Annotated in this window: 16 protein-coding genes; 4 read left to right on the forward strand and 12 right to left on the reverse strand. The window is 70.0% G+C overall.

The window, feature by feature from the left end:
* Window positions 1–23: 23 nt before the first annotated feature.
* The 9 genes from kynA to DNK54_RS10015 form a co-directional block, all read right to left on the reverse strand.
* The gene (gene kynA, locus DNK54_RS09975) at window positions 24–872 is read right to left on the reverse strand and encodes a tryptophan 2,3-dioxygenase (RefSeq protein WP_110206803.1); all 849 of its coding nucleotides are present in this window, start codon (window positions 870–872) and stop codon (window positions 24–26) included.
* Between the two features lie 151 nt (window positions 873–1,023).
* Complete coding sequence (locus tag DNK54_RS09980) at window positions 1,024–1,770, reverse strand: hypothetical protein (RefSeq protein WP_110206804.1); 747 nt, start codon at window positions 1,768–1,770, stop codon at window positions 1,024–1,026.
* A complete protein-coding gene (locus DNK54_RS09985) occupies window positions 1,770–3,188 on the reverse strand; it encodes an amidase (RefSeq protein WP_110206805.1) in 1,419 nt (472 codons plus the stop codon). Before DNK54_RS09985 ends, DNK54_RS09980 begins: the two co-directional genes overlap by 1 nt.
* A 172-nt stretch (window positions 3,189–3,360) precedes the next feature.
* Window positions 3,361–4,011 carry a hypothetical protein gene (locus DNK54_RS09990; RefSeq protein ID WP_110206806.1) on the reverse strand — a complete coding sequence of 217 codons (651 nt, stop codon included), beginning with the start codon at window positions 4,009–4,011 and terminating at the stop codon, window positions 3,361–3,363.
* Window positions 4,012–4,176: 165 nt separating this feature from the next.
* Window positions 4,177–5,349, reverse strand: a complete 1,173-nt coding sequence (locus DNK54_RS09995) for a lipid-transfer protein (RefSeq protein WP_110206807.1) — start codon at window positions 5,347–5,349, stop codon at window positions 4,177–4,179.
* Window positions 5,346–5,771: a MaoC family dehydratase gene (locus tag DNK54_RS10000; protein ID WP_110206808.1), complete on the reverse strand. Its 426-nt coding sequence runs from the start codon at window positions 5,769–5,771 to the stop codon at window positions 5,346–5,348. Before DNK54_RS10000 ends, DNK54_RS09995 begins: the two co-directional genes overlap by 4 nt.
* Window positions 5,768–6,898 carry an acyl-CoA dehydrogenase family protein gene (locus tag DNK54_RS10005; RefSeq protein ID WP_110206809.1) on the reverse strand — a complete coding sequence of 377 codons (1,131 nt, stop codon included), beginning with the start codon at window positions 6,896–6,898 and terminating at the stop codon, window positions 5,768–5,770. The genes DNK54_RS10000 and DNK54_RS10005 overlap by 4 nt, the downstream gene beginning before the upstream one ends.
* Entirely contained in the window at window positions 6,898–7,863 is a 966-nt protein-coding gene (locus DNK54_RS10010; RefSeq protein ID WP_110206810.1) for a bifunctional MaoC family dehydratase N-terminal/OB-fold nucleic acid binding domain-containing protein, read from the reverse strand. Before DNK54_RS10010 ends, DNK54_RS10005 begins: the two co-directional genes overlap by 1 nt.
* Window positions 7,860–9,020 (reverse strand): acyl-CoA dehydrogenase family protein, encoded by a 1,161-nt coding sequence (locus tag DNK54_RS10015; RefSeq protein WP_110206811.1) that lies wholly within the window; start codon window positions 9,018–9,020, stop codon window positions 7,860–7,862. The genes DNK54_RS10010 and DNK54_RS10015 overlap by 4 nt, the downstream gene beginning before the upstream one ends.
* Window positions 9,021–9,136: 116 nt before the next feature.
* On the opposite strand from DNK54_RS10015, the gene DNK54_RS10020 reads away from it, so the two are divergent.
* The 3 genes from DNK54_RS10020 to DNK54_RS10030 all read left to right on the forward strand — a co-directional run bounded on the left by DNK54_RS10020 (window position 9,137) and on the right by DNK54_RS10030 (window position 13,093).
* The gene (locus DNK54_RS10020) at window positions 9,137–9,739 is read left to right on the forward strand and encodes a TetR/AcrR family transcriptional regulator (protein WP_110206812.1); all 603 of its coding nucleotides are present in this window, start codon (window positions 9,137–9,139) and stop codon (window positions 9,737–9,739) included.
* A 655-nt stretch (window positions 9,740–10,394) separates the two neighbouring features.
* Window positions 10,395–12,413 (forward strand): sensor histidine kinase, encoded by a 2,019-nt coding sequence (locus DNK54_RS10025; RefSeq protein WP_110206813.1) that lies wholly within the window; start codon window positions 10,395–10,397, stop codon window positions 12,411–12,413.
* Entirely contained in the window at window positions 12,410–13,093 is a 684-nt protein-coding gene (locus tag DNK54_RS10030) for a response regulator (RefSeq protein WP_110206814.1), read from the forward strand. The genes DNK54_RS10025 and DNK54_RS10030 overlap by 4 nt, the downstream gene beginning before the upstream one ends.
* A 189-nt stretch (window positions 13,094–13,282) precedes the next feature.
* Here DNK54_RS10030 and DNK54_RS10035 read toward each other — a convergent pair whose 3' ends face one another.
* The 3 genes from DNK54_RS10035 to DNK54_RS10045 all read right to left on the reverse strand — a co-directional run bounded on the left by DNK54_RS10035 (window position 13,283) and on the right by DNK54_RS10045 (window position 16,658).
* Window positions 13,283–14,032 carry an SDR family NAD(P)-dependent oxidoreductase gene (locus DNK54_RS10035; protein WP_110206815.1) on the reverse strand — a complete coding sequence of 250 codons (750 nt, stop codon included), beginning with the start codon at window positions 14,030–14,032 and terminating at the stop codon, window positions 13,283–13,285.
* A 167-nt stretch (window positions 14,033–14,199) separates the two neighbouring features.
* Window positions 14,200–15,804: an ABC transporter substrate-binding protein gene (locus DNK54_RS10040; protein WP_110206816.1), complete on the reverse strand. Its 1,605-nt coding sequence runs from the start codon at window positions 15,802–15,804 to the stop codon at window positions 14,200–14,202.
* A 50-nt stretch (window positions 15,805–15,854) separates the two neighbouring features.
* Window positions 15,855–16,658 carry an enoyl-CoA hydratase/isomerase family protein gene (locus tag DNK54_RS10045; protein WP_204164502.1) on the reverse strand — a complete coding sequence of 268 codons (804 nt, stop codon included), beginning with the start codon at window positions 16,656–16,658 and terminating at the stop codon, window positions 15,855–15,857.
* Window positions 16,659–16,776: 118 nt separating this feature from the next.
* Here DNK54_RS10045 and DNK54_RS10050 point away from each other — a divergent pair, with 118 nt between their 5' ends.
* Entirely contained in the window at window positions 16,777–17,514 is a 738-nt protein-coding gene (locus DNK54_RS10050; protein ID WP_110206818.1) for a GntR family transcriptional regulator, read from the forward strand.
* Window positions 17,515–17,579: the final 65 nt, after the last annotated feature.

The raw sequence follows: 17,579 nt of genomic DNA on the forward strand, positions 1-17,579 counted from the left end.
CATCCGGTTCACAGAGAGACCGGTCAGAGCTGGGTCCGCACGGCGTAGAGCTCGGGGAAGAAGGTGAGGTCGAGCGCACGCCGTAGGAACGGCGCCCCGCTGGATCCGCCGGTGCCACCCTTCATGCCGATGATCCGTTCGACCGTCTTGAGGTGCCGGAACCTCCACAGCTGGAAGTTGTCCTCCAGGTCGACCAGCTCCTCGCAGGTCTCGTACGCCGACCAGTGCGTCTGCGCGTCGGCATAGATCGCGGTGAAGACCGGCACCAGGTCCGGCCGGAACGTCCAGGCGCGAGTCACGTCGCGACTCCGGATCTCCTCGGGCACCGGGTAGCCACGGCGGCCCAAGTGACGGAGAAACTCGTCGTAGAGCGACGGAGCCTCGAGAGCGGCGCGGACCATCGTCTGGGCGGCCGGATCGGCGTCGAAGACCTTGAGCATCGCGGCGTTCTTGTTGCCCAGGGTGAACTCGACCGCGCGGTACTGCCAGGACTGGAAGCCGCTGGAGTTGCCCAGGACACCGCGGAACTCGACATACTCGCTCGGTGTCAGCGTGGCCAGCACCGACCACTGGTCGGCGAGGGTCTTCTGCACGTGCTTGACCCGCGCGATGGCCTTCAGCGCATGCCCGAGCTCGTCCTGCTGGAGCCAGCGGCAGGCGGCGGTGAGCTCGTGCAGGACGAGCTTGAGCCACAGCTCGGTGGTCTGGTGCTGCACGATGAAGAGCAGCTCGTCGTGGTGCTCCGGATCGCTGAGCGGGCGCTGCGCCGACAGCAGCGTGCCTAGATCGAGATAGCCCCCGTAGCTCATCCGGTCGGAGAAGTCGGTAACCACCGACTCCTCCAGCTCACGCGTGTTGTCCTGCGCTCCCATGAGTCGACACTACCGACCGACGGCCTGCCCGGTGCCAGCTAAGCCGTCGAGACGCCACTTTCAGCGGGTTGAGACGCCACTTTCAGCGGGTCGAGACGCCACTTTCAGCGGGTCGAGACGCCACTTTCAGCGGGTCGGGAGTCGCCGACCCTCAACCGCGCACGGGCACGGCGCGTGCCGAGATCAGCGGACTACGCAGCACGACGTGGGGGTCGGCGGGTGGCAGCGCCCCGGCGACCTCGACCGGGTCGGTCAGGCAGAAGTGCAGCGCCACCTGCAGGGCTCCCGCAGCGGGTTGCGTCACCTCGCCCGCAGCGGACCGCAGGGTGACGTCGCGGCTCGCGAAGGCCCAGGTGCCGGCGACACCGGGGTGGCGTCGTACGGCGGGGAGGGCGTCGCGGTGCCAGCTCCGGGCCTGCTCGTCCGCGGCGACGCTTCCTGGGGCGTCCACTCGCAGCACCTCGAGGATCACACCAGCGTGCTGGCGGTAGGGCAGCGCCTCGGCGGTGATGCTGACGCCGTCGGAGACGACGCCGCCGAGCGGCCGGAAGAAGCCGGTGGCCCGCCGTTCGGTCCAGGCCAGGTCAGGACGCCGCCCCTCCTCACCGGTGGTGCGCCCGAGCTCGAACCACTCGGCGACCGACTCGCGGACCGGATCGGCGAACCAGTAGATCGCGACGTGATCCGCGATGCCGAGTGCCGGCTCCCGGTCGACCTCGCTCGCCTCCCGACACTCCGGCGTACGGACCCAACGGTCGCCGTGGAGCACCCCGGGCAGAGCCAGGTTCTGCGGCTGGTGATCGAGCAGGTGCCAGGCGTGGTAGTCCTCCGCCCGCGCCGCGTCGGTGACGTGCGGGAAGGAGAAGAAGGCGCGGCGACAGGTGGCGAGGCTGGGCATCAGGCGAGGCGCTGCCAGGGCTGGGCTGTCTCGAGCTGCCCGGCGAGGGAGAGGAGCAGCGCCTCCTGGCCGAGGTCGGCGGCAAACTGCACACCGACCGGGAGGCCGAGCTCGTCGGTGCCCATCGGCAGCGAGATGGCCGGCATGCCGGTGGCGTTGAAGACGGCCGTCCAGGCGGCGTAGACACCGGCCTTGGCATACATGACCTCGATGTTCGTGGGGTCGAGCATACCCAGCTCCGGCGGCGAGGCGGCAAGCGTGGGGGTGAGCAGCAGGTCGTAGTCGTTGAAGAGTCGTCCCACCTCCCAACCCACGCGCTGCGAGGCGGAGAGGGCGGCTGCGAGCGCGGTGGCGGGCAGCTTGGAGTAGTGCTCGAAGAGGAGGCGGGTGAACGGCTCGAGGTCGTCGTCGGCGAGCTCGCGGCCCAGCTCGGCCAGCCGCGCCTGCACCATCGCGGTGAAGGCGACGCCCATCAACGGCGCGGCCTCTCCGCCCAGGGTGGACGGATCGTGGGGCGCCGGCACCGGGACGACGGTGTGTCCGAGGGACTCGCACAACGCGGCGGTGGCCTCGACGACGGCAACGATGTCGGCCTGCGTCTCCGGGTTGCCCTCACCCAGGCTCGTCGCCACGGCGATCCGCAACGGCCGCGGCGGCGTACCGGCGCTGGTCGCGAAGGGAACGCTGGGCTGTGGAAGGCCGATCACCGTGCCCGGGATCCACGGCGAGGAGATGTCGAGCATGACCGCGGTGTCGCGCACCGAGGTGGTGACGACGTGGTGGCAAGAAGCCGGGCCGCTCAGGAGCGAGGGGCGGGGGTACGGCGTCACGCGGCCACGGCTGGGTTTGAGGCCGACGAGACCGTTCATGGAGGCGGGGATGCGGATCGACCCGCCCCCGTCGCTCGCGTGGGCGACCGGCACCATCCCGGCGGCGACTGCGGCGGCCGAGCCGCCGCTGGATCCACCGGCGGAGCGACCGAGGTTGCGCGGGTTGTGCGTGGCCCCGAAGAGGAGCGGCTCGGTGCTGGGGTTCAGGCCGAACTCGGGGGTGTTGGTCGTGCCGAGCACGACCATGCCGGCGCGCTTGTAGCGGGCGACGAGCTCGGCGTCCTGCTGGGCGACGTTGTCGGCGAAGAGCCGGCTGCCGTTGGTGTTGGGCAGGCCGGCGACCTGCATGCTGAGATCCTTGATCAACACCGGAACGCCGGTCAGCGGCCCGTCGGGCAGGCCGGCGTCGACCTCTGCCAACGCCTCCTCGAAGCGAGTCGCCACGACGGCGTTGAGACGCGGGTTCTCCGCCTCGATCCGAGCGATCGCGGCCTCCGTGAGCTCGCGCGCACTCACCTCTCCCGTGCGGACCAGCTCCGCCATCCCGACGGCGTCGGTGTCGGGCAGCGTCATGCGGGCGTCACTCATGGATACGGCTCCTCCTCGGCAGGTACGACGCCCGTCAGGCTAGGCGTGACCGGCACCACTCCCCCGGCGGGATCCCGGAGAACGGAAGAGTCGGAGCATGCACAGTGCCGTGGTCTGCTGTCACCTGGTGACAGCAGACCACGGCACTGTTCTTCTCGTCAGCGGCCGTCGGTCACGTCGTCGCCGTGCGGAAGGCCAGCCGGGTCAGCGCGACGGCATCGGCCCGCTTGACCACCTGGCCGTCCCCGACCGTGGTGATCACCACCGTCCGACCGCGCCGCACGATCGTCAGCGCCCCTTCGTAGCCGTCGTCCGCGGTCATCCGCATCGCCGCGCGCTGCTGGCCGATCTTGGGCAGGGCCAGGCGCGAGATCGTGGCACCGTCGAGTTGCTTGCCGGAGCACAACTTGGCGAAGCGGCGGTAGCTGCCGGCGACCTTGGTGGCGTCCTTCTTCGTCTTCATCTCGAAGACCTCGAGATAGACAAGCATGTCGGTGGCGCCCTCACCGGTGAAGTCCTTCGGCATGTAGAGCGCGCTCCGCCCGCTGGCGGCCTTCGTGGACGACTCGGCGCGACAGGTCTTGCCCGGCCCCTCGACCCGCTTCGCCCGATCGACGACGCGGAGTCCGTTCGCCAACTCCGGCGCGATCTTCGCGACCTGCGCGAGCCCCGGCAACTGCTTCGCCGTCACCGAGGAGCCCGTCGGCCGCGCAACGGGGGTGGTTGCGTCCGCCCCGGCAGGCGCCAGGACACCTAGCCCCAGCAGCACCGTCGCCGCAGCCCCTGCCGAGACTGTCTTCTTCATCATCTGTCCGGTCCTCATCCGAGTTCCTCTCCGTGGGTCACCCGCGCGGCGACCGATGACTCGACCCTAGGGAGATCTGGTGCTCCGTACCCGAGTGCGGATACTCATCTCCGCCGGCCGAAATGGGCTCCGCGCCCCGCCCGGGATCGCCGGGCGAGACGCGGAAACTCAGGGTGGGCGGGCTCAGCGGGCGCCGAGCACCACCCCGGAGGTCGGCACGCCGGTGCCGGCGGTGACGACGACGTTGTCAACCGCCTTCGGCTGGTTGACCGACGTGCCTCGGACGAGACGCACCGCCTCGGCGATGCCGTTCATGCCGTGCAGATAGGCCTCGCCGAGCTGGCCGCCGTGGGTGTTGAGCGGCACCGCGCCGTCAAGCTCGAGTGCCCCTGACCTGATGAAGTCCGACGCCTCGCCACGACCGCAGAAGCCGAGCTCCTCCAACTGCGCAAGGACGAACGGAGTGAAGTGGTCGTAGAGGATCGCCGCATCCATGTCGGCAGCGCTCAGTCCGCTCTGCTCCCACAGCTGACGACCGACCAGGCCCATCTCCGGGATGCCCGAGATATCGGGACGGTAGTAGGAGGTCATCATGTGCTGGTCTTCCCCGGATCCCTGAGCCGCACCGACGACGTACGCCGGCTTCTGCGGCAGATCCTTGGCGCGCTCGGCGGAGACCAACACCAGCGCCTGGCCGCCGTCTGTCTCCTGGCAGCAGTCCAGCAGGTGCAGCGGCTCGGCGATCCAGCGCGAGGCCTGGTGCTCCTCGAGGGTGATGGGACGACCGTAGAAGTGCGCCTTCGGGTTGGTCGCCGCCCGGGCCCGGTCGATCACCGAGATCCGGCCGAAGTCCTCCGAGGTCGCGCCGTACTCGTGCATGTAGCGCTGCGCGAACATCGCCACCCACTGCGCGGGGGTGGAGAGGCCGAACGGCGTCATCCACGAGTACGCCGCCCGGTCGGCATTGGTGTCCATCGGCCGGTTGGCCTGGCCGAGGCCATAGCGCTCGCCGGAGCGCTCGTTGAAGGAACGCCAGCAGACCACCACGTCGGCCAGTCCGGCGTGGATGGCTGCTGCGGCGTGCGCCACCGTGCCAGCTGCCGCGCCACCGCCGTAGCCGACCCGCGAGAAGAAGGTCAGGTCGCCGATGCCGACGTTGCGGGCGATGTGGATCTCCGAGCTGGACTCGGCCGTGAAGGTGACCAGCCCGTCGACGTCGCCGGGCTCCAGGCCGGCGTCGGCGATCGCCGCTGTGACCGCCTCGCACCCGAGTTGAAGCTCCGAGCGGCCGGACTCCTTGGAGAACTCGGTCGCACCGATGCCGACGATGGCGGTGGCGCCGGACAGGCTGCTCATGCTCGCTCCTCCGGAAGCTCGACCACGACGCTGCCGCTGGCGTGCGGGCCGAGGCTGTTGACGCCCTTGACCTCGACGGTGACCAGGCGACCCTCGACCGCGCTGACGGTGCCGGTCATGGTCATGGTGTCGCCGGGGTAGTTGGGTGCGCCGAGCCGGATCTTGATCCGCTTGATCACGGCTGCCGGGCCCGCCCAGGCGGCGACGTAGGACTCGACCAGGCCGTTGCTGGTGAGGATGTTCATGAAGATGTCCTTGGACCCACGCTCGACCGCGAGGGCCGGGTCGTGGTGGACGTCCTGGTAGTCGCGGCTGGCGATGGCTGTCGCGACGATGAAGGTGCGGGTGAGCGGGATCGGGTGCTCCGGCAGGGCCTCCCCCACCGTGACCTGCGAGGCGACCCGGGTGGGCGCGACGGTCATGACCGCACCTCCGTGGTTGCGATCAGGCCACCGAGCGCAGCCAGCGCAGCCGAGGCACCGCCGAGGGTGGAGGAGATCTGCTTGCCCCACAGGAAGTGCCGATGCACCGGGTAGTCGGTGTCGACGCCCATGCCGCCGTGCACGTGCTGCGCGCGATGGACGACGTCGAGACCGGCCTGGTCACACCACCACTTGGCGACCCAGCCGGCCCGCTCGGCGGCGCGCAGCGGGTCGTTGCCGGTGGGATCGTCGGCGTCGGCGGCCAGCGCCTGCCACAAGGTGACCCGCATGCCGTCGATGTCGATCCAGCAGTCAGCGACCTGGTGCTGCACCGCCTGGAAGCTCCCCAGCGGGCGACCGAACTGCTCGCGACCACTCAGGTAGGAGGCGGCGAGTCGCATCGCGCCGTCGGTGACGCCGACCTGCAGCGCGGCGAGCGCAAGTGCGCCGAGACGCAGCGCAACCGAAAGCGCCTGGCCACCGGGCTCCCCGACCGCGACGGCGGGGGCGCCGTCGAGGGTGAGCTCGCCGGCGAGGTCGTACATGGTGGTGTCGGAGAGCTCGACCGACACACCCTCGGCATCGAGGGCGACCAGGAAAAGCCCCGGGCCTGCCTCCGCGGAGGCCGACACGAGCACCCGGTCGGCGCCGGCGAGGGTCGGCACGACGGCCTTGACACCGGTGAGCCGGAAACCGCCTCCTTCGGCGACGGCACGGGTGCGCGGCGCCTCGGGCTCGGCTCCGTCGTACTCCTCCAGCGCCAGCGCGATCCGCGCCTCCCCGGAGGCGATGCCCGGGAGCAGGTCGGCCTGCTGGGCGTCACTGCCGAAGCGGGCGATCGCCTCGGCCGAGACGGCAGCCGACCACAACGGCACCGGAGCGACGTGACGCCCCTGCTCCTCGAGTACGACGGCGAGTGCGTCGAGCCCGAGGCCGGCGCCGCCGTGCTCCTCGGCGATGGTGAGTCCGAGCAGTCCGGCCTGTGCGAGCGAGGCCCACAGTGCGTCGTCGACCCGGCTCTCGGAGCCCTCGACAGCGCGCACCCGATCCGTGTCGGCGCGGTCGTCGAAGATCTCCTTGGCCAGGCCCGCCAGGGCCTGGATGTCCTCGTCGATCTGGAAGTCCATCAGTTCTCCTCCCCAGCTGCGCTGGCGGCCCGGAAGACGGGCAGGGTCAGGTCGGCGTCGGCGTCCAACCACTCGAGCTCGAGGGGCATGCCGATGACCGCGTCCTCGGGCGCGATGCCGACCAGGTTGGTGATGAGGCGGGTCCCCTCCTCGAGCTCGACGACCGCGATGACGAGCGGGTAGTCGAAGGCGGGGTGCCGGGGGTGGTGGGCCACCGTGAACGAGTAGAGCGTGGCGCGCCCCGAAGCCTCGACGGTGTCCCAGTCGAAGGACTGGCAGTGCGGGCACTGGGGCCCGACCGGGTGGCGCAGGGTCTGGCAGGCGGTGCAGCGCTGGATCACCAGGCGGTGCTCCTTGGCTGCCTCGAACCAGAACTGGTTGTCGAGGTTGATCGCGGCGCGGGGGCGCAGCGCCTGCGGCTTCTCGGGCTCCGCCTGCGCAGCGGCCTTCGGCTTGAAACGCAGGGTGCGCCACTTCTGGGTGGCCAGCACCTCGCCGGAGGCGTCGCGGTAGGTCTTCACCGTGGTGACGAAGCGACCGGCGCCCAACCCGGTGGTCTTCTCGGGGCTGATCGATTCGACGGACTCGTCGGCGCTGACGTGGTCGCCAGGCACCAGCTCGCGCATGAACTCGAAGTCGGAGTCGGTAGCCACCACCGAGGTGTAGCCGCCCTCGTTGAGCAGCGCGATGAACTCGGCGTAGGGGTCGTCGGCGCCTGCCTGCGGGCGCACCGTCTTGGCGTAGCCGCGCATGATCCACGCCTGGATCATCGACGCCGGAGCGACGACGTCTCCCCGCCCGGTCGCGTGGGCTGCCTCGACGTCGAGGTGCACCGGGTTGGCGACGTCGAGCGCCTCGACCCAGTGTCGGATCATCGGCACGTTGACCGGATCAGCCGCCGGCGTGGGCCGGACGAGCTGCTTGCCCACCCAGGCGTTCAGTCGCTCTTCGTACGTTGCGCTCATCGCTTGCTCCTCGGCATGCCGAGGCCCATGGTCGCGATCATGTCGCGGAGCACCTCGTTGACGCCGCCACCGAAGGTGTTGACCAGGCCCTGGCGGGAGAGCTGCTCGACCTGGCCGTGCAGGACGGCGGCATGCGAGTTCGGGCGGATCCGGCCGGCCGCGCCCAGGATCTGGAAGAGGGTGCGTTGCAGATCGATGTGGGTCTCGGTGCCGTAGGCCTTCGCGGCGCCGGCCTGCTCGCCGCGCAACGTGTGGTCGCCGACGGCGGCGGCGAGCTTCCAGTTCATCAGCCGCATCGCCTCAAGCTTCGCGTAGGTGCGGGCGAACTCGCTGCGCACCCAGGGCTTGTCGATGACGCCGGTCTCCTTGGCCCATGCCAACGTCTGCTCCCAGAGCTGGATCATCCGGCCGCCGAGCGCCGCGAGCGCGACCCGCTCATGGTTGAGCTGCGCGGTGATCAGGGACCAGCCGCCGTTGAGCTCGCCGACCAGCTCGCTCTTGTTGACGCGGATGTCTTGGTAGTAGGTGGCGCAGGGGTGGATGCCGCCGACCGAGGTGATCTGGCTCCAGGAGTAGCCGGGGTCGTCGCACGGGACGATCAGGATCGAGATGCCCTTGTGCTTGGGGGCGTCCGGGTCGGTCCGGGTGGCCAGCCACACGTAGTCGGAGGTGTTGCCACCGGTGGTGAAGACCTTGGAGCCGTTGACGACGAAGTCGTCGCCGTCGACGACTGCTCGCGTCTTCAGCGACGCGAGGTCGGTGCCGGCCTCAGGCTCGGTGTAGCCGATCGCGAAGACGATGTCGCCGGTGAGCATGCCGGGCAGGTACTTCTGCTTCTGCTCCTCGGTGCCGAACTGCATCAGCGTCGGCCCGACCGTGTTGATGGTGACCAGCGGGAACGGCACGCCAGCGCGCTGGATCTCGTCGTAGAAGATGAACTGCTCCTCGGCGCCCATCCCGCGGCCGCCGTACTCCTTGGGCCAGCCGACGCCGAGCCAGCCGTCGCGACCCATCATCTTCACGACCTCGCGGAACCGCGGGCCTCCGGCGCCGGTCTCGCCGACCTCGCGACGCTCGTCGTCGGGCAGCAGCTGGGCGAAGTACTCGCGCAGCTCCTGACGCAGCGCCTGCTGCGCGGGGGTCTCTCGCAGGTCCATGACACTCCTCGATCCGGCGGCCACCACGGCCGCTGCCGGATCAGGTTGTCATCCGAGTAGACATGTGTCAACCAAGTGTCTATTCAGGCGGCAGTGCGGGCGGTAGGGTGGTGCGCATGTCCGCTCCCCGCGTCGTTCAGACGGTGCTCTCCCCGGCACGCGCCGCGACCCGGGCCAAGCTCCTGACCGCCGTCATCGAGCTCGCCACCGAGGGCGGGTACGACGCCGTCGGCATCCGCCCGGTCGCCGCGGCCGCCGGTGTCTCCGTGCCGACCGCCTACCAGCACGCGAGTTCCAAGGACCAGCTCCTCCTCGAGGCGCTGATGTCACTGGGCGAACGCTCCAGCGAGAGCGTCAAGCAGCGCACCCCGCGCGGTCGTACCCCGGCCGCTCGCCTGGCCGAGGTCTTCCGCCGGATCCTGCGTGAGGCCGGCGAGAAGCCCCTGCTCTATCAGGCGCTCTACCGCGGTTACGTCGCCAGCGCGCCCGCCCTGGCGACCGAGCAGGGCGTCATCGGCTTCGGTCCGGAGCAGGCCGCCTGGATCGGCCAGACCCTCCGGGCCGGCGACACCTCCGGGCATACCGAGGAGGAGATCGAGGCCGCCGCCCGGATGCTCTCCATGATGTTCCTCGGCGCGATGATCGGCGTCGCCTCCGGCCGCGACCCCGACGAGGTCAGCGACATCCTGACCGAGGCCACCCAGCGGCTGCTGCCCTGAGCGCATCGCAAGGAACGTCCGCGCGTAAGCGAGAAGACTGGTGTCGTTGTTCTCACTTATGAAGGCCAATTGATAATAGACAGTCTGCTGGAATCATGAGTGACGGCCCACCTGGGGCCCCATCACCCGTGCCTTCGCGCGCTCTTCGATCGTTGCCGCGCAAGAGGCATCCACCACGGCTGACCGACTTGCCGCGCTGCCCGAACGCTGGCACGCGCAAGCAGGAGGCCCCCGCGCCGGAAGTGCACCCGCTGCGGTCCTCGCCTCGCTGCCTACCTCGCCGATCTTCACCGCAGCCGAGATCGAGGACCGCCTGAATCTGTCGACTGCCTCTGCCTACCGTGCCATCGACCGACTCTCCCGCGCAGGCGTGATTCGTCCGCTCACCCAACGCACCCGGAACCAGATCTGGGGGCCGCTGACCTGCTCGACGAACTGGACGACCTCGGTGGACGGATCGCTGCACGGGCTCGCTCAGCGCTGCAGGTCCATCCACTTCATCGAGTGTTGCGCTGGCCCCTTGAACCCAAGCGCGGAATTCCGCACAGAAGTCACACGCGGTGTACACGGCCCGGGTTACCGGGACAAATCCCCCTCGCAACCGGGCCGGAGCGGGCACGATGATCCCCTGACGGAGCGCGTGAGAGGAGCGGCGGTGACCGGAGCACGAGAGCCCGCGTCCCGCACGTGGCGACTCGGCGCGGGCGCGCTCGGCGCCTCGGTGCTGGCGGCCTGCCTGGCCTCGATCCTGATCGCTCCGTTCAACTTCCGCGCTGAGGCCGGGGACTACATCCACCCCGAGTTCTTCGTGCTCGATCTGCTGCTCGGTCTCGTCTACGGACCCTTCGGCGCGTACGTCGCCCTCCGCAGCCGCCAGCTCGCCGGCTGGGCGCTCGCCCTCGTCGGCCTCGGCTTCGCCCTCTCCGGCCTGGGCATCCAGTGGACACTGCTCGCCGCCGAGGGCCGAGTACCGGGAGAGGCGCTCGCTGCGTCGCTCGCCGCGTCGGCATGGCTGGTGGGAGCGCTGAGCGCGCTGCTCGCCCTGCCGTGGCTGATCGTCGCCGGTCGGTCGGACTCTCGACTGCCCTTGCTCGCCGGGCGGATCGGACTCGGCGTCGCGGTCGCCGGCGGCCTGGTCAAGTTCCTCGAGCCCGCCGAAGGCGGTCCGCCGGAGCACGCCTTCGCGCCCCACCGGGTCAGCTCGGCGGCCTCGACCGCCGACACCTGGCTGGTGTCGCTCTACCTCCTGCTGGCGGTACCCGGCATCGTGCACCTGGTACGCCGGATGGCCCGGTCGGGCGGTGCCGAGCGGCGAGCGCTGACCTGGGTGCTCTCCTCCGTGGTGGTGCTCGCGCTCTCCTACGTGTTCTTCGAGATCGGCCTCGCGCTCGGCGGCACCTCCCTGACGGCGGCAGCGCCGACGATGTTCGTCGCTCAGATGATGCTGCTGGCCGGAACCTTCGCCCTCGTAGTGCAGGACGAGTCCTGGACCGTCGACCTCGCCATCTCACGCTCGATCGTGGCAGCCCTGCTCGGCGGCCTGGTCGTGGCGAGCTACATCGTGCTGGTCTGGCTCGGCGGCCGAGCGCTGCCTCTGACCGACGACGCGGTCAGCCTGATCTCCGTCGTCGTCGTCGCTCTCGGCGTCACTCCGTTGCGCACCTGGGTGCAGCGGCGGGTCGACGACCTCGTCTTCGGTCCGGGCGCCGACATCGCCCATCTGCTCGCCGATCTCGGCCGCCACCTCGGCACCGCGGATTCCGGCGAGGACCTGCTCACCGACCTGGCAGCAGGCCTGCGCAGCGGACTGGGTCTGCGCAGGGTCGAGCTCACCGCCCTCGACCCGGTCACCGGCGACGCTGGCGCCCGCGTCGAGTCGGGAGGGCCCGCCCCGATCGCACTCACGCTGCCCCTGCACAGTCGCGGTGTCGAGGTCGGGCGCCTCGGCCTCGCCGCTCCGCTCGGTCGCCGCCTGGACCCGCGGACGGTCCGGGTGACCACCCAGCTCTCCGGCCTGGTCGCGATCGCCGTCGAGCTCGCCGGTGTCAACACGGTGCTGGAGCAGACCAGACGTCGCCTCCTGGAGGTACGTCAGGAGGAGCGTCGTCTGCTGCGCCGTGAGCTCCACGACGGCCTGGGTCCGTCACTCTCCGGTGTCACCCTTGCCTTGGCGGCCATCGCCAACACCTCGACCCTGCGGCCGGCGGATGCCGCCCTGCTCGAACAGGTCTGCGTGGAACTGAACCGGCGGGCCGACGACGTGCGACAGATGGCGCGGGTGCTGCTGCCTCCGGCCCTGGAAGTCGGCCGCCTGGACGAAGCGCTGCAGGGCCTCGCGGCGCGGTTCACCGACGACCGCTTCCGGGTGAGCGTCGCGGTGAGTGGCGCGGACCGGCTGCCCGAGCAGCACCAGGTGGCGGCGTACCACATCGCGGCGGAGGGGGTCCGCAACGCACATCGGCATGCGGGAGCACGTCGTTGCCTGGTGCGGCTCGACGTCGACGACGACGGAGCGGCAGTGCTGGAGGTCGAGGACGACGGCAACGGGGTCGATCCACAGGCGACGCCGGGCATCGGGCTGAGTTCGATGCGGGAACGCGCGATGGAGTTGGGCGGGTCGTTCGACCTGGTCAGCGATGACGGAGGAGCGAAAGTGACGGTGGTGCTGCCGTGAGTATCCGTGTGGTGGTGGTCGACGACCATCCGGTCTTCCTGATCGGCATGGCCGCGCTGCTCGACTCGTTAGCGGGGATCGAGGTCGTCGGCCGGGCCAGCGACGGCGACGGCGCGGTCGCCGTCGTGGAGGAGCACCGCCCCGACGTCGTGCTGATGGACCTCGACCTGACCGCCGGCGGCGCGGCGGCGGACCCCGACGGCGCAGGCGCCGGCATCGAGGCGACCCGGCGGATCACCACCTCCATGCCCGACACGGCCGTCCTGGTGGTCACCATGCTCGGCGACGACGACTCGCTCTTCGCCGCCATCCGGGCCGGAGCCCGGGGCTACCTGCTCAAGGGAGCGGCGGCTCCCGAGGTGGAACGCGCCGTACGGGCGGTCGCGAACGGCGAGATGCTGCTCGGCCCCGAGGTCGCCCGCCGCGCGGCCACCTACCTCTCCGGGGCTCGTACGCGCGGTGCCAGCGTCTTCCCCGAACTGACCGGACGTGAACGCGAGGTGCTGGAGCTGGTCGCCCTCGGCTACGACAACTCCACCATCGCCCGCCGCCTCGTGCTGAGCAGCAAGACCGTGCGCAACTACGTCTACGGCATCATCACCAAGCTGCACGCGCGCGACCGCTCCGACCTCATCGTCCGAGCCCGCGAGGCGGGGCTGGGCGAGGGCGGCGGGGGGTGAACAGGCGACTCAGCTCTGGATCGCTCAGTGTCACGAAGGAGGCTCCTCTGCAAGCCACACACCAAAGCCTCCGGAAACTCCGGGGCGGTTCAGTAAAGAGACCTGAGTAGCGCTGAGGCGCGCTCCCGGTTCGAGGGCTTCATGACGACGAGTATGCGCGAAGCGGCCCGCGCCGCCGCCGCGCATCACTCAGCGTGGCATCTGCCCGTCGTCGACCTTGATCACCGTGCCGGTCACAAACTCCGAGGCAGGAGAGACCAGATAGAGCAGGGTGCTGTCGAGTTGGGCCGGATCGCCGAGACGCTTGCGCGGGAAGGAGCCCGAGATGTCGCCGACGCGCTCGATCAGGCCGTCCATCATCTCAGAGCTGAAGGAGCCGGGCGCGATGCCGTTGACGTTGATCGGATACCGCGCCCACTCCACGGCCAGCGCCTCCGTCATCCGGTTCACCCCCGCCTTCGTGACGGCGTACAGCGCGGCGCCGCCACCGGCGGTGTAGTAGCCGGACATCGAGGAGACGTTGACGATCCGGCCCGGACGCTCGGTCTCGATCAGCCGGCGACCGATCTCGGTCGCTAGCAGCCACGGGCCGCGCAGGTTGGTCTCCAAGACGGCGTCCACCAACTCGAGTGGCATCTTGTGCGCCCGGCGTGCGTCGGGGATGCCGGCGTTGTTGACCAGGATCGAGACCGGCCCGAGATCGGTCTCGACCTGGTCGACGGCGGCCACGATCGCCGCTGCGTCCCGCACATCGAGCGGGAGGGCGAGCGCGCGCCCGCCCTCCTGCTCGATCTCGGCCACCAACGTTGCGAGGGGTGCGTGACGACGGCCGCAGACCGCCACGGCGGCTCCCGCCGCGGCCAAGGTGCGGGCGAACCGGCGACCGAGGCCGGTCCCCGCCCCCGTCACCAGGGCTACCTGGCCAGCAAGATCATTCATCGACGTACCTCTCCAACGTTGCGTAGTGGTCTCGACAGGCTCGACCACCGGATTGGGGCTCGACCACCGGGTTGAGGTGCCCGACCACCGGGTCTCGACAGGCTCGACCACCGGGTTAAGGTGCCCGACCACCGGGTCTCGACAGGCTCGACCACCGGGGGCGCGCCTCAGGCCTTCCAGGCATCTCCGAGCAGCATGATGCTGTCGATGCTCGGCACCACGCCGTGCACCTTGTCGCCCCAGGCGCTCCACTCCGGTGTGGCACCGAGCGGGGCGTAGGGCACGGTCTCGTTCCACCGAGCCTGGATCTTCTCCAGCGCAGCCGTCTGCTCCGCAACGGTCGGCGCGGCGCCCAGCTCCTCGATGAGCACGTCCATCTCGGCGTCCTTCGACGCACCGGCGTTGCTGCCCGAGTTGCTGTGCACCTTCTCGTAGAGCTCGGGATAGACAGCGCGGTCCGGCATGCCGAAGCCCCAGATCACCATGTCGAAGTCGTTGGTGACATAGATGTCGTTGACCAGGTCGGTGATCGAGGGCACGTAATCGAGGCTGACCTTGAAGCCGACCGCCTCGAGCAGACCCTTGAGCGTCACGCCGGTCGCCTCCGAGACCTTGGCGACGCCCTTGAAGCTGATCTTGCCGTCGTACCCGTCGGCCTTGGCGGCGTCCAGCAGCTCCTTCGCCTTGGCCGCGTCGAACTGCAGCGGCTCGGTGGTCAGGTCCCAGTCGGAGAGCTCCGGGAAGAGGCCGGCGGTGACGATGCCCTTGCCCTCGGTGGTGCGCTTGTTGAGCAGGTCGAGGTCGATGGCGTGCACGATCGCCTGCCGGATCCGCACGTCGGCAGTGGCAGCGCCCTCGCGGTGGTTGAGCAGCAGACCACGGGACATGCTGCCGATCTCCATGAAGCCGCCGAAGCCGTCGTCCAGCGCTGCCTTCGCGGTGATCGGCTCACGCAGGTAGGCCATGTCGGCCTCGCCGTTGCGCAGCACGTCGAGACGTCCCTGCTCGATCGGCGTGTAGTAGAAGCGGAGCTTCTCCAGGTGCGGCTTGCCGCCCCAGTAGTCGGCCCGCGCGGCGAGCAGCAGCTCCTCGTTGGGTGCGTACTTCTCATAGGTGAAGGGTCCGGCGCCGATGGGCGTGAACTGCTCACCTGCATCCGAGGCCTTCGCCACGATCATCCCAGGCCCGGTGGCGAGCAGATACGGGAAGCCCGGCCACGACTGGCTGAGCGTGTACTCGACCGTGCGTGCGTCGACCGCCTTCGCGTCCTTGACCATCGCGGCCCAGATGGAGGCCTGGCCGCCGCGCTTCTCGACGTACCGCTGCTGGCTCCAGACCACAGCGTCGGCATCGAGCGGCGTGCCGTCGCTGAACTCGACGCCCTCGCGCAGCGTGAGGGTCCAGACCGAGTTGTCGTCGTTCGGCTCGATGGCCTCGGCCATCTGCGGCACGAAGTCACCGGTCTCGCCGTCCTGCCGCACCAGGAGGTCGTAGACGGCCGCCATCTCGGTGCCGCCGCTGCTGCCGTTCGCGATGGTGACCGTCGGATCGAGGCTGCGGGCCTCGGAGTAGGTGGCGACCTGGAAAGTACCGCCCTCCTTGGCCTCTCCGCTGTCGTCCTGCTCGCCCACGAAGCCGTTGGCGAAGCCTGCCGGCACCTCCGCGACGACCTTGTTGTCGTCGTCCTTGTCGTCACCGCTGGCACAGCCGGTGAGCACCAGCCCGACAGCCAGTACGGCGGCCATCCAGCGGCCGGTCCTACGTGTGGTCATGCCATTCCTCTCTCCTCGGCGGCGCGGCCCGCCCGCGCCCTCCGTCGGCCTCACAGATGCAGCCAGTCCGGACGGGACCGGTCACCGAATCCGTTGAAGGCACGTTCCAGCTCCCCGCTGCCCACGCACATGATCTGGGTGCGGTTCTCCATGTCGAGGGCATGGCGCAACGACGGGGCGTCGATGGTCTGCCACATGGTCTCCTTGGTCATCCACACGCCCAGCGGCGCGTTCTCTGCGATCTGTCGCGCCGTGGCGAGGGCCCGGTCGACCACCTCACCATCGGGTACGACGTCGAGCACCAGCCCGATCCGCTCCGCCTCCGCGGCATCGAAGATCCGGCCGGTCAGCATCAGCTCAGCGGCTCGGGAGGCACCGACCAGACGGGGCAGGAAATAGCTGGTGCCCATGTCGGCGGCCGAGATGCCATGGCGGATGAAGATCGCACCGAACCGGGCGCTCTCCGAAGCGAACCGCACGTCGCAGGCCAGGCTGAGCGAGAGACCGCCGCCGACCGCGACACCGTTCACGGCGGCCAGCACCGGCACCCGCATCCGGTGGATCAGCTCATGGATCTCGACCAAGGTCTCCTGCTGTTGCAGGAGGTGGGAGACCGGGTTCTGCCGTTCGTCCGGCTGATGACGACGCTCGGTCGACTTCACCTCGGCACCCGAGCTGAAGCCGCGCCCCGCGCCCGTCAGCACCACCGCGCGTACGCCGTCACTTCGGTTGAGGTCGAGCAGCGCCGCGCGCATCTCGGCGACCATGCCCAGTCCCAGCGAGTTGAGGGTCTCCGGGCGGTTCATGGTGAGCACGAACAGGCCGGGCTCCGCCTCTTCCAGCAGAATCTCCACGGGACAACCCACTTTGACTAGACAAATCGACTGTGACCGGGACAACATGCAAGCCCTGCCGGTGGCCTGTCAACCACGGATGCCACTCATCCGGACTCCCCGGCGCAGACTGTGAGGAATGCCTGCCATCGATGCTTCAGGACCTGGCCGCCGGCCGCCCCGGCACGCCCGGCTCGCTGCCGACCTGGTCGCCGCCGTCGGACGCGGCGAGCATCCGGTCGGCAGCCGCCTGCCGACCGAGGCCGAGCTGTGCAGCAGCCATGGACTGAGCCGCGGCACCGTGCGGCAGGCACTGCGGCAACTGGAGGACCTCGGCCTGATCACCCGCCGCGCCGGCGTCGGCAGCACGGTGGTGAGCAGGCATCCGGCCACGCGCTACGTCCCGTTCGTAGCCGACCGCGACGAACTGATCGCGTTCTACCGCACCACGCAGGTGCCGTCGCCGGAGGTCAGCGAGGTCGTCGCCGACGCCGCACTAGCGGACCGACTCGGCACCGAGGTGGGGGCCGCCTGGGTGCTGGTGCAGGGAGCGCGCCTGCTGCGTAGCGACCCGGATGCGCCGCCGGTGGGCTGGACCGAGCAGTTCGTCCGGCCCGACCAGGTGCCCGAGGACATCACGCCCGACGGGACGGCTGCCAACGCCGGTGCACTCGGCGCACGGCGGATCGAGCAGACGGTCCGTGCGGTCTCACTCCCCCGGCGGATCGCCACCGCACTCGGCGTCGCCCCCCGCTCCCCCGGGCTCGAGATCAGCCGCCGGCACCTGGGGCATGACGACATGCTGCTGGCAGTCAGCATCCACACGCATCCGGGCGAGCGATTCACGATCAACAGCATCCTCGACCTGGGCGACTGAACGCGCCGGACGTCAGGGCGCCCCGGGAGCTCTGGACATCAGGGCGCTCCGGCGTCAGGGCGCTC

The organism is Nocardioides daejeonensis (assembly GCF_003194585.1).
GTDB classification, from domain to species: Bacteria; Actinomycetota; Actinomycetes; order Propionibacteriales; family Nocardioidaceae; genus Nocardioides; species Nocardioides daejeonensis.

Coding starts and splice junctions, on each gene's coding strand:
- kynA (WP_110206803.1), bottom strand. CDS start 872: ATGGGAGCGCAGGACAACACGCGTGAGCTGGAGGAGTCGGTGGTTACC.
- DNK54_RS09980 (WP_110206804.1), bottom strand. CDS start 1,770: ATGCCCAGCCTCGCCACCTGTCGCCGCGCCTTCTTCTCCTTCCCGCAC.
- DNK54_RS09985 (WP_110206805.1), bottom strand. CDS start 3,188: ATGAGTGACGCCCGCATGACGCTGCCCGACACCGACGCCGTCGGGATG.
- DNK54_RS09990 (WP_110206806.1), bottom strand. CDS start 4,011: ATGAGGACCGGACAGATGATGAAGAAGACAGTCTCGGCAGGGGCTGCG.
- DNK54_RS09995 (WP_110206807.1), bottom strand. CDS start 5,349: ATGAGCAGCCTGTCCGGCGCCACCGCCATCGTCGGCATCGGTGCGACC.
- DNK54_RS10000 (WP_110206808.1), bottom strand. CDS start 5,771: ATGACCGTCGCGCCCACCCGGGTCGCCTCGCAGGTCACGGTGGGGGAG.
- DNK54_RS10005 (WP_110206809.1), bottom strand. CDS start 6,898: ATGGACTTCCAGATCGACGAGGACATCCAGGCCCTGGCGGGCCTGGCC.
- DNK54_RS10010 (WP_110206810.1), bottom strand. CDS start 7,863: ATGAGCGCAACGTACGAAGAGCGACTGAACGCCTGGGTGGGCAAGCAG.
- DNK54_RS10015 (WP_110206811.1), bottom strand. CDS start 9,020: ATGGACCTGCGAGAGACCCCCGCGCAGCAGGCGCTGCGTCAGGAGCTG.
- DNK54_RS10020 (WP_110206812.1), top strand. CDS start 9,137: ATGTCCGCTCCCCGCGTCGTTCAGACGGTGCTCTCCCCGGCACGCGCC.
- DNK54_RS10035 (WP_110206815.1), bottom strand. CDS start 14,032: ATGAATGATCTTGCTGGCCAGGTAGCCCTGGTGACGGGGGCGGGGACC.
- DNK54_RS10040 (WP_110206816.1), bottom strand. CDS start 15,804: ATGACCACACGTAGGACCGGCCGCTGGATGGCCGCCGTACTGGCTGTC.
- DNK54_RS10050 (WP_110206818.1), top strand. CDS start 16,777: ATGCCTGCCATCGATGCTTCAGGACCTGGCCGCCGGCCGCCCCGGCAC.